The 10,162-nt window shown below is 41.0% G+C and carries 13 protein-coding genes; 7 read left to right on the top strand and 6 right to left on the bottom strand.

Going from position 1 to position 10,162, the window contains the following annotated elements:
- Nucleotides 1–49: 49 nt before the first annotated feature.
- The 4 genes from pta to SORDD16_RS03840 are packed head-to-tail and all read right to left on the bottom strand — an operon-like array spanning nucleotide 50 to nucleotide 3,434.
- Nucleotides 50–1,024 carry a phosphate acetyltransferase gene (pta, locus tag SORDD16_RS03855; RefSeq protein ID WP_061452445.1) on the bottom strand — a complete coding sequence of 325 codons (975 nt, stop codon included), beginning with the start codon at nucleotides 1,022–1,024 and terminating at the stop codon, nucleotides 50–52.
- 43 nt (nucleotides 1,025–1,067) lie between these two features.
- On the bottom strand, nucleotides 1,068–1,964 hold the full coding sequence (locus tag SORDD16_RS03850) for an RluA family pseudouridine synthase (RefSeq protein WP_061452444.1): 897 nt from the start codon (nucleotides 1,962–1,964) through the stop codon (nucleotides 1,068–1,070).
- Nucleotides 1,961–2,779, bottom strand: coding sequence for an NAD kinase (locus SORDD16_RS03845; protein ID WP_061452443.1), 819 nt, complete (start codon nucleotides 2,777–2,779; stop codon nucleotides 1,961–1,963). The genes SORDD16_RS03850 and SORDD16_RS03845 overlap by 4 nt, the downstream gene beginning before the upstream one ends.
- Nucleotides 2,763–3,434 carry a GTP diphosphokinase gene (locus SORDD16_RS03840; protein ID WP_061452442.1) on the bottom strand — a complete coding sequence of 224 codons (672 nt, stop codon included), beginning with the start codon at nucleotides 3,432–3,434 and terminating at the stop codon, nucleotides 2,763–2,765. The genes SORDD16_RS03845 and SORDD16_RS03840 overlap by 17 nt, the downstream gene beginning before the upstream one ends.
- A 127-nt stretch (nucleotides 3,435–3,561) precedes the next feature.
- Here SORDD16_RS03840 and SORDD16_RS03835 point away from each other — a divergent pair, with 127 nt between their 5' ends.
- The 7 genes from SORDD16_RS03835 (at nucleotide 3,562) to SORDD16_RS03805 (ending at nucleotide 8,285) form a co-directional block, all read left to right on the top strand.
- Nucleotides 3,562–4,131, top strand: a complete 570-nt coding sequence (locus tag SORDD16_RS03835) for a CYTH domain-containing protein (RefSeq protein ID WP_061452441.1) — start codon at nucleotides 3,562–3,564, stop codon at nucleotides 4,129–4,131.
- A 67-nt stretch (nucleotides 4,132–4,198) separates the two neighbouring features.
- Nucleotides 4,199–5,158 carry a ribose-phosphate diphosphokinase gene (locus SORDD16_RS03830; protein ID WP_061452440.1) on the top strand — a complete coding sequence of 320 codons (960 nt, stop codon included), beginning with the start codon at nucleotides 4,199–4,201 and terminating at the stop codon, nucleotides 5,156–5,158.
- A 9-nt stretch (nucleotides 5,159–5,167) separates the two neighbouring features.
- Nucleotides 5,168–6,283, top strand: a complete 1,116-nt coding sequence (locus SORDD16_RS03825) for a cysteine desulfurase family protein (RefSeq protein WP_061452439.1) — start codon at nucleotides 5,168–5,170, stop codon at nucleotides 6,281–6,283.
- A 4-nt stretch (nucleotides 6,284–6,287) separates the two neighbouring features.
- The gene (locus SORDD16_RS03820; protein ID WP_061452438.1) at nucleotides 6,288–6,635 is read left to right on the top strand and encodes a DUF1831 domain-containing protein; all 348 of its coding nucleotides are present in this window, start codon (nucleotides 6,288–6,290) and stop codon (nucleotides 6,633–6,635) included.
- Nucleotides 6,636–6,641: 6 nt separating this feature from the next.
- The gene (locus tag SORDD16_RS03815) at nucleotides 6,642–6,851 is read left to right on the top strand and encodes a DUF4649 family protein (RefSeq protein ID WP_061452635.1); all 210 of its coding nucleotides are present in this window, start codon (nucleotides 6,642–6,644) and stop codon (nucleotides 6,849–6,851) included.
- 87 nt (nucleotides 6,852–6,938) lie between these two features.
- Entirely contained in the window at nucleotides 6,939–7,580 is a 642-nt protein-coding gene (locus tag SORDD16_RS03810) for a redox-sensing transcriptional repressor Rex (protein WP_061417470.1), read from the top strand.
- A gap of 15 nt (nucleotides 7,581–7,595) precedes the next feature.
- Entirely contained in the window at nucleotides 7,596–8,285 is a 690-nt protein-coding gene (locus SORDD16_RS03805) for a gamma-glutamyl-gamma-aminobutyrate hydrolase family protein (RefSeq protein WP_061452437.1), read from the top strand.
- On the opposite strand, the gene radC is transcribed toward SORDD16_RS03805, so the two are convergent.
- Both radC and SORDD16_RS11655 read right to left on the bottom strand, forming a co-directional pair.
- Entirely contained in the window at nucleotides 8,282–8,962 is a 681-nt protein-coding gene (radC, locus tag SORDD16_RS03800; RefSeq protein ID WP_061452436.1) for a RadC family protein, read from the bottom strand. The two genes, SORDD16_RS03805 and radC, sit on opposite strands and share 4 nt — an antisense overlap.
- 42 nt (nucleotides 8,963–9,004) lie before the next feature.
- The coding region (locus SORDD16_RS11655; RefSeq protein WP_241733967.1) for a 3'-5' exonuclease at nucleotides 9,005–10,162 on the bottom strand (1,158 nt) is incomplete at its 5' end.

Below are 10,162 nucleotides of genomic sequence, written 5' to 3'. Positions count from 1 at the left end.
TATAAGTCACCCGCTACAGTTGACAAAGAGGCGGAGAGAGAGCTAAATCTTATTGATGGACTGCTTGAGCTGCTGTGATAAGAGTCAACTTGTACACATCATCTGCATTACATCCACGAGAAAGGTCGTTAACAGGTTTGTTCAAACCTTGTAAAACAGGACCTACAGCCGCAAAACCACCGAGACGTTCCGCCATCTTGTAACCGATATTTCCCGCTTCGATACCTGGAAAGATAAAGACATTTGCTTGACCAGCTACATTGCTTCCAGGTGCTTTTAGAGCTGCAGTTTCAGGAACAAAGGCCGCATCAAATTGCAATTCACCATCAATCTCAAGGTCAGGACGCAAGTCGTGAGCAATTTTAGTTGCTTCTACGACCTTATCAACACTTTCGCCAAATCCTGAACCTTTAGTAGAATAGCTAAGCATGGCAATTTTAGGTTCGATTCCAAACATTTTGGCTGTGATGGCTGAATTCACAGCAATTTCGGCCAAGGCTTCTGCATCTGGATTGATATTGATAGCACAGTCACCAAATAGGTAACGTTCTGTTCCGCGAACCATGAGGAAGGCACCTGACGTACGAGTTACATTTGGGCGTGTTTTGATGATTTGAAGGGCTGGGCGAACTGTTGAGGCTGTTGAGTGAATGGCACCTGACACCATACCGTCAACCAAGCCCAAGTAGACTAGCATTACACCAAAGTAGTTAACATCTTCAATCAGAACCTTGCGTACTTCTTCTTCAGTCATTTTGCCCTTACGACGTTCTACTAAAGCAACAACCATTTCTTCAAATTGAGGATAATGTTGGGGATCAATTACTTCATAACCATCCATGATCCCTTCGATTTCGAGATAAATTTTAATTTTTTCAGGGTTTCCGAGCAAAACAGGAATCACTTCTGTTTCTTTTACCAAACGTTTTGTCGCTTGAAGAATACGTGGCTCTTCCCCTTCAGGGAGAACGATACGAGCATTTTTGCCAACCAAGTTGGCTTTGAGACTTTCAAAAACTTCCATGAGTTTTCTCCTTTAAGAAAATAAATTATACTCCAAATAGTTTTTAAAGAGTATTAGTTGATAACTGAGTAATAAGTTTGCTGAAATCATCCGGTAAGGGGCTTTCTAGTTGCAAATCTTGCTCTAGAAAGGGATGATAAAAAGATAAATAATGACAATGCAAGGCTTGGCGTTGAATCCCATCGTCTAAGCTTCCTCCATAGAGATCGTCTCCCAACAAAGGAAAACCAATATGAGAAAAATGCACTCGGATTTGGTGGGTTCGCCCAGTATGCAGGCGAATATCGACTAGGTGAATATTTCCATAAGAGGCTACAACTTTGTAAGACGTATGAGCATATTTCCCACCTTTGGCAACCCGTCTCGTGATAATGGAGTCCACATCACGCGCAATCGGGGCAATAATCTCCCCTTCAGGCTCCAAGACACCAGCTCCTTTAACCAAAGCAAAGTAACGTTTCTCGATAGACTTTCGTTGCAGTTGCTTATCTAAACGTGCATGAGCATAGCCGTGCTTAGCAAAGAGCATCAATCCAGACGTATCTCTGTCAAGCCTAGTCACGATGTGAACCTGCTGATTTTCATATTCCTGTTTAACATAGTAGCCCTTGATAAAATTGGCAATGGTATTGGAATGATTGACACTGGGGATGGAAGCAACTCCATAGGGCTTATTCAAAACCAGAAAATGGTCATCCTCGTAGAGAATATCCAGTGGACGCTCAATTGCTTCCAAGGTTTCAAAACCTTCCTCTGCTGGAATATCAATAGTTACCCTGTCTCCAATATCTAAGAGATAGGTCGCATTTTGAGGTTGGCCATTGACCAGAATAGCCCCGCCTCGAAACTTAATCTTAGCCAAAAGTCCCTTGGAAATCTCATGTTTCTTGAGGAAAGTTTTGACTTTGACGTGCTCATCTGCGGTAAATTCAAACCTCATTCATCCACCTCGCCAATGAAAGCATCTTTGACACGATTCCAGAAACTAGTGTGACTCGGAGTCGCTACGAAGTGAATCTTGTGATGGTCAATTTGATACTCAATCCGTTCAATATTACGGAAAGAATAAACGCTGTTATCGACTGATATCGTGTGGTAGTCATTGCGTGTCGGCAAGAGTTCAATCTTATCTTTTTTGGGAATGATGATTGATGATCCCAACGTTCGATAGACTCGATTGTTAAGACTCGCTATCTCCGTCAACTGCAAGGCCTCAATAGTAGGATGCAAGACAGCTCCCCCCAAGGACTTGTTATAGGCAGTGCTTCCCGTCGGCGTTGAAACAGTTACTCCATCTCCTCGGAATCGCTCAAATGGAACATGGTTAATGATGATATCCGCAACCATGGTCCGGTCTGATCGACGGATGCTGGCTTCATTTAATGCTCGGAAAGTTTTCATTTCTCCATTTTCAAGCGTTACCTTGACATTCAAAACAGGATAGGAAACCTTGGCACCAGTATCGAGTAGGAGATTGGTCACCAACTGATCCAACTCAAAATCTCGATAATCTGTGTAGAATCCCAAATGCCCTGTATGAACACCTACAAAACGAACCTTGTCTAACTGATTCTCATACTTGTGAAAAGCAGACAAAAGCATCCCGTCGCCACCAATCGAAATGACGATGTCGGGATTGGTATCGTTCAGTATAAAATGTTGTTTCTTTAGTTTTTCCTTCAGTTCGTACAAAACCTTCTGACTTTGCGGTTTTCGGTTTGCTATGAGATCAACTCGCTTACCTGTATTCTTCATCTGTATCGTCACTATTTCCTACACCATCGTTTAGTTTTCTGCTCAATGGATCAAAGAGAGCCTGCGCTTCCTGGATATCATCACGAATCTTACCCATTTCTTCGTCCAGTTGATAGGCTATTTTTGCCGTGATTTCCAGTCTTTTCTTGATTTCCTCTGGAAAATCACCCTGATACTTATAATTGAGTGAGTGTTCAATCGTAGCCCAGAAATTCATGGCTAAGGTCCGGATTTGAATTTCAGCCAGAATCGTCTTAACACCACTGATGGTGTCAACTGTATACTCTACCACCACATGATAGGAGCGATAACCCGAAGCCTTCCGATGCGTGATGTAGTCACGTTCCTGTACTACTCTCATATCATGGCGTTTACGTAAAATCGCAACAACCTCCTGAACATCATCGACGAACTGCACCATGACTCGCAAACCCGCGATATCCTGTAAGTCATGTTCCAAAGTATCATAGCCAATCCCTCTACGATTCATTTTTTCTTTGATACTTTCAATCGGTTTTACACGACCTGTTACAAACTCAATCGGAGAATGCTTGTTTTGCTTGCGATACTGTTTGCGAATCCCCCGAAGTTTAATCTTCAATTCACCAACAGCCTGAATATAAGGATCTAAAAATTCTTCCCATTCTATGGTCATACTTTCTCCCTTGTAATGTTTGATTGCCCGTCGAAAATCTTTGATTTTTTCAGTACATTCGTATACAATAAATACATTGTCCATTATACCATAAATCGCTTTCAAAGATATAGAAAAGGTTGAAAAAATGAAACATTTAGAAATAGAATTGAAAACACTTCTGAAAAAAGAGGAATATGATCATCTAAAAAAACAGTTTTCCCATATCCAGCCCGTCCTTCAGAAAAACTACTACATTGATACACCAGATTTCAAATTGCGAGAAAAGAAGGTTGCTATGCGCATTCGAACTTTTTCAGATTGGGCAGAGTTGACCTTGAAAGTGCCTCAAACTGTAGGAAATATGGAATACAACCAGAAGCTCACTCTTCCAGAAGCTGAATCATACCTAGAAAAACAAAAACTACCTCAAGGGCTCGTTTTAGAAAAGCTCGCTAAAATTGGTATTGAAAACCTTGAATGGCTTGTTCTAGGTTGCCTTTCAACTCTTCGTTATGAAATGAAAACTGAAATTGGCTTAATGGCACTAGATGAAAGTCACTACTTTGATCAGATAGACTATGAACTCGAGCTTGAAGTTACAGATCATGAAAAGGGGAAAGCTGATTTTCAGAGATTTTTAGAAGAAAATCAAATTACTTATCAGAAAGCTCCTTCAAAATTAATTCGTTTTATCAAAAGCATGAAAAATTGCTGAAATAATCTCCATTTTTTGGTAAAATGGTAGAAATAAAATAATTTGAGTTTACAGAGGACGGTTCATAATGTCAGATAGAAATAACATGAAACTTTTCGCACTTAATTCCAATCATGAAATTGCGCAAAAAATTGCAGAAACAGTTGGTGTACCTCTCGGAAAATTATCTTCTCGTCAATTTTCTGATGGAGAAATCCAAGTCAACATTGAAGAGAGTGTTCGTGGTTATGATGTCTACATCATCCAATCAACCAGCTACCCTGTTAACAATCATTTGATGGAGTTACTAATTATGGTTGATGCCTGTGTACGTGCAAGTGCTCATAGTATCAACGTTGTACTCCCTTATTTTGGTTATGCACGTCAAGATCGAATCGCTTCTTCTCGTGAACCCCTCACTGCAAAACTCGTTGCTAATATGCTCGTCAAGGCTGGTGTAAGTCGTGTTCTAACTCTTGATTTGCACGCTGTTCAGGTTCAAGGTTTCTTTGATATTCCTGTAGACAATCTTTATACAATTCCTCTTTTTGCTAGACACTACTGCGATAAGGGCTTACTTGGATCAGATGTTGTTGTTGTTAGTCCTAAAAACTCTGGTGTCAAGCGCGCTCGTAGCTTGGCTGAGTATCTTGATGCTCCGATCGCTATTATTGACTATGCTCAAGACGATTCTGAGCGTAACGAAGGCTACATCATCGGAGACGTTGCAGGTAAAAAAGCTATTTTGATTGATGATATTCTCAATACTGGACGTACTTTCTCAGAAGCAGCGAAAATTGTTGAGCGTGAAGGCGCAACTGAGATTTATGCGGTATCAAGTCATGGTCTCTTTGTAGAAGGTGCTGCTAACCTTCTTGATGCTACCAACATCAAAGAAATTCTTGTGACAGACTCAGTAGCCACGAAAGAAAGAACTCCGAAAAATGTGTGTTACATTACCGCTAGCGAATTGATCGGTGATGCGATCGTCCGCATCCATGAAAGAAAACCAGTCAGCCCACTCTTTGCTTACAACAAAAAGAAATAAGGTGATTCTTTGATTTATTTGGACAATGCTGCTACTACTCCTATGTCAGCAGTTGCTATTTCAGCCATGACCAAGGTTATGCAAGAAACCCATGGCAATCCTTCTAGTATTCATGGTCATGGACGTCAAGCTGGCAAACTCTTGAGAGAAGCCCGTCAGGAACTAGCCCAGTTACTGGGGACAAAACCTCAACATATCTTTTTCACATCTGGGGGGACAGAGAGTAACAACACAGCTATTATCGGTCATTGTCTCCGTCATATGGATCGTGGAAGACATATCATCACGACAGCTATTGAACACCATTCTGTGCTTGAGACCATTGATTACCTGGTGCAACATTTTGGCTTTGAAGTGACCATCATCCAACCAGTAAATCAAGAAATAACTGCCCAGCAAATTCAAGAAGCCTTACGTGACGATACCATTCTCGTTTCCACCATGTATGCTAATAATGAAACAGGAAGTCTCTTACCTATCGCTGAGATTGGACGTATTTTAAAAGAGTATCCTGCTGCTTATCATGTAGATGCTGTTCAAGCTATCGGGAAACTCCCTATTCATCCCGAGGAATTAGGAATTGATTTCCTTAGCGCTTCTGCCCATAAATTCCATGGGCCAAAAGGGGTTGGTTTTCTTTACGCTTCATCTGTAGACTTTGATTCCTATCTTCACGGTGGAGATCAAGAACAAAAGAAACGGGCTGGAACAGAAAATCTTGCTGCCATTGTAGGCATGGTTGCCGCCCTCAAAGAGGACTTAAAATATCAAGACGAACATTTTCAACATGTACAAAATTTAGAAACTGCCTTTCTTGCAGAGCTTGAGGGAATTCAGTATTACCTGAATAGAGGACAACATCATCTCCCTTATGTTCTCAATATTGGATTTCCTGGGCAGAAAAACGACCTCTTACTCCTCCGTCTAGATTTAGCTGGAATTTCTATCTCTACTGGATCAGCCTGTACGGCAGGTGTTGTCCAATCCAGCCATGTTCTCGAAGCAATGTACGGGGCAGATTCAGAACGATTGAAGGAATCCGTTCGCATCAGTTTGTCGCCACAAAATACTGTTGAAGACCTACAAACCCTCGCAAAAACCTTAAAAGAAATTATCGGAGATTAGCCATATGGCATTTGAAAAAATCATTCAGTTAAAAAATTGTCGTTACGACTATACACTTAGCCCATCTGTCAAAAAATTCACGCTCAAAGACAATACTTTCTTTGAAACAAAAGTAGGAAACTTCGAACTGACTCGTTTGCTTGAAAAAGTTCCCAACAGCGGCGAAGGTTTCCAACTAAAAATTACCATTAACAAGGAACTTACTGGAGCCAAGCTTAACATCACTGACAAATCAGGCCTTCGTTTGGTTAATATCTTTAAATCAGAAGACCACCACATTCATCAGGAAAAATTCTACTTCCTCATGGACAGTTTAGTAGAACGCGGTATCTTCACTAAAGAAGAAAGATAATTGGCTATGTTTCGTTTGACTTATAAAGATAACTATCAAGTAGAACGTACACTTGAGTTTGCTGATTACGAAGAACTCATGTTATCCCTATCGGGCTGTGTGACCCTGCCCGACACTCTCCTAATCAGCTCCTTAACACTGAATGATAAAGTGATTTATCAAGGATTAGTTGGCGATCTCTACCGATTTCTTTCACAAGCTAATTTTTTAGACTAAAACTAAGATTTTCTTAGTTTTTTCTTGTTTTTGTTGATTTTTTCACAATGTTTCTATAAAATAGAAGAATAGAAAGGTTGTGGTTTTGTGAAAGATAAACAGTCTGCTATTCCAAAAGCAACAGCAAAAAGACTCTCTCTCTACTATCGAATTTTCAAGAGATTTCATGCAGAAAAAATCGAACGTGCCAACTCCAAGCAAATTGCAGAGGCTATCGGTATCGATTCTGCGACGGTTCGTCGGGATTTTTCCTATTTTGGTGAACTAGGTCGTCGTGGTTTTGGTTACGATGTCAAAAAATTGATGAATTTTTTTGCTGACCTCCTTAATGATAACTCCATTACCAATGTTATGCTGGTCGGGATTGGAAATATGGGGCATGCCCTTCTCCACTATCGTTTTCATGAGCGTAACAAGATGAAAATCATCATGGCATTTGACCTAGATGACCATCCAGAAGTCGGAACCCAGACACCTGATGGAATTCCAATCTATGGTATTTCTCAGATTAAAGAAAAAATAAAAGAAGCAGATGTTAAAACTGCTATCCTAACTGTTCCAAGTGTTAAATCACAAGAAGTTGCCAATCTTTTGGTTGATGCAGGTATAAAAGGTATTCTCAGCTTTTCCCCTGTTCACCTTCACCTCCCAAAAGATGTGGTCGTTCAGTATGTCGATTTGACAAGCGAACTCCAAACCCTCCTCTATTTTATGCGTAAAGAGGATTAGAAAGCGAAAGCATTTATGAAAAAACCAATTATTGGGATTACAGGAAATGAAAAAGCTCATCCAGATGATGATGTCCTAATGAGCTATGCGGCAAAAGGTTTTGTTGAAGGTGTCAAGGACGCTGGCGGAATTCCCATCATCCTTCCGATTGGTGATCAAGAAATGGCAAGCCATTACGTCGCTATGATTGATAAACTCATCCTAACAGGTGGGCAAAATGTTGATCCAAAATTCTATGATGAACCAAAGGCTATTGATAGTGATGACTACCACCTTCAAAGAGATATTTTTGAACTAGCTCTTATCAAAGAAGCGATTAAGCAGAAGAAACCAATTTTCTCTGTTTGTCGGGGTACTCAACTTTTCAATGTCGCCATGGGGGGCACGCTTCACCAAGATATTGAGGATCATTGGCAGGACTGTTCAGCCGAATACACGACCCAACGCCTCGTAACGGAACCTGATACCATTCTCCGAGAGATCTATGGAGAAATCTCTCATATCAACTCCTTCCACCACCAGAGCATTAAAGATCTAGCTTCAAATCTTAAGGTTGTAGCACATGATCCTAAAGATGGAATCATTGAAGCTGTGACAAGTACGGACGGCTTTCCTTATCTTGGTGTTCAATGGCATCCAGAATTTCTCTTTGAAAATCGCCCCAAAGATAAAACGCTATTTGACTATGTTGTTAACGAACTCTAAATCAAATCCGTCTTTTCACGGTAACTAAAGTAATCGGAGTGAGAGACAATCAGGTGGTCCAAGAAAACGATTCCCATCAGTTCACAGGCTTCCTTGACTATCTTAGTGACATGATCGTCATTTCGACTAGGAGATACAGCACCTGATGGATGGTTATGAACGAGAATCACAGAGGTGGCCATATGCTTGATGGCATAGTGAAGGATTTCCCTCGGTTCAGCAATGCTACGTGTCGCAGAGCCGATAAAGATGGTTTGCTGATGAATGATTTGATTTTGAGTATTGAGATAGAGCGCCACTAGGTGCTCTTGTTTTTTGTCGCCAAGTTCCTGTTGCATTTTCTTGGCTAGCTTTTGACTGCTGAGAATACTTTCCATCTCCAGGGTTTCATGTTTGTGAATGCGATGACCCAGTTCAATCACAGCTTGTAATTCAATGGCTTTAATACGTCCAATACCCGAAAGGCTCTGCAATTCCTGCAGGGTCATTTTTTTCAATTCAGTCAAACTGGTGATGCTATTCAAGACTTTTTGGGAAATTTCAAAAACATTGCTTTGGCGTGTTCCGGTTCTGAGCAGAATGGCTAACAACTCTTGATTGCTCAGGGTTTCTACTCCTTCTCTAACCAATCTTTCTCTAGGCAAGAGTGAATCTTCTTGAAATGAAATACTGTACATAAAAATCCTCCTCACTTTATTATTCGTGAGAAGGATGGAAAATTAGATTTTTTTCTCAATTGGGGCTACACTGGCTAGAAGTTTTTTCAGCCCTACTTCTGGGAAATTGATTTTCAATTCCTGAGTATCACCACTACCTGAAACTTCCAGAACAGTTCCCTCGCCCCATTTCTTGTGGAGAGCAATATCTCCAATAGACCAGCTTGTATCAGTCGAATCTTTTTTATTCCCAGCTACAAATTGTCCAAATGGGAGACCGCTTGACTGGATAGAGCTTGGTGCAGCATTGCGTTTTCGTTCTTGAAGAGCCTGAGCTAAGCTCATACCTTGACCAAAGGCCACTCCACCACTGCTATAAGAGGTCTTAAAACTAGTATTCGCTGGTCGAGCCAAGCCCTGATACTCAAGCAAGTCCGAACTAATTTCATTGATAAAACGAGTTGGGCGATTATAGTTTGTACGACCGAAAAGCAAGCGAGAGTTGGCATTGGTCAGATAGAGGATCTTTTCTGCGCGTGTGATACCGACATAGGCCAAACGGCGTTCTTCTTCTAGTTCATCTGGATCCTCAGCCGCACGGCTAAGCGGAAAGACATTTTCCTCCATCCCAATGATAAAGACAACTGGGAACTCAAGTCCTTTCGCTGCATGGAGGGTCATCAAGGTTACTTCTGATGTCTCCTGACTGCCAGAGTCAGTGTCTGCAATCAAAGCCAAGTCATTCAAGAAACGACTGAGTTTATCTAAACCTGTTTCCTCTTCTTGACTATCAGGATTGTCATCAAAGTTTTTGGTAACAGATAGGAACTCTTCAATATTTTCAACCCGCGCCTTGCTTTCTAAGGTAGCTTGGGCATTGAGAATATCGATATAACCTGTTTTTTCTAAAACAGCCTCAACCAGCTCAGTAATGCTTAACTGGTCCAGTTGCTCGCGCAAATCCAGAATCATATTTGCGAAATCCCAGATAGACTGGGCTGCTTTTCCTTTGATGCCAGACAACATGATATTTGCTGAAGCATCTAGCATAGACATATCTTGCATACTAGCAAAGTCACGGATTTTCTCAACCGTTCCTGGGCCAATTCCGCGTTTTGGCTCGTTGATAATGCGCTCAAAACTGATATTGTCACTTAAATTGGCAATAAGATTCAGATAAGCAATAATATCACGGATTTCCTTACGGCTGTAGAACTTGGT

This window comes from Streptococcus oralis (assembly GCF_001578945.1).
Lineage (GTDB): Bacteria > Bacillota > Bacilli > Lactobacillales > Streptococcaceae > Streptococcus > Streptococcus oralis_Q.
Note: the sequence above shows the minus strand (reverse complement) of the source record. Positions and strands in the feature narration are given on the sequence as shown.

Excerpts from the sequence above, each read along its gene's own strand:
- pta (WP_061452445.1), bottom strand. The coding sequence starts at position 1,024 with ATGGAAGTTTTTGAAAGTCTCAAAGCCAACTTGGTTGGCAAAAATGCT.
- SORDD16_RS03850 (WP_061452444.1), bottom strand. The coding sequence starts at position 1,964 with ATGAGGTTTGAATTTACCGCAGATGAGCACGTCAAAGTCAAAACTTTC.
- SORDD16_RS03845 (WP_061452443.1), bottom strand. The coding sequence starts at position 2,779 with ATGAAGAATACAGGTAAGCGAGTTGATCTCATAGCAAACCGAAAACCG.
- SORDD16_RS03840 (WP_061452442.1), bottom strand. The coding sequence starts at position 3,434 with ATGACCATAGAATGGGAAGAATTTTTAGATCCTTATATTCAGGCTGTT.
- SORDD16_RS03835 (WP_061452441.1), top strand. The coding sequence starts at position 3,562 with ATGAAACATTTAGAAATAGAATTGAAAACACTTCTGAAAAAAGAGGAA.
- SORDD16_RS03830 (WP_061452440.1), top strand. The coding sequence starts at position 4,199 with ATGTCAGATAGAAATAACATGAAACTTTTCGCACTTAATTCCAATCAT.
- SORDD16_RS03820 (WP_061452438.1), top strand. The coding sequence starts at position 6,288 with ATGGCATTTGAAAAAATCATTCAGTTAAAAAATTGTCGTTACGACTAT.
- SORDD16_RS03815 (WP_061452635.1), top strand. The coding sequence starts at position 6,642 with ATGTTTCGTTTGACTTATAAAGATAACTATCAAGTAGAACGTACACTT.
- SORDD16_RS03805 (WP_061452437.1), top strand. The coding sequence starts at position 7,596 with ATGAAAAAACCAATTATTGGGATTACAGGAAATGAAAAAGCTCATCCA.
- radC (WP_061452436.1), bottom strand. The coding sequence starts at position 8,962 with ATGTACAGTATTTCATTTCAAGAAGATTCACTCTTGCCTAGAGAAAGA.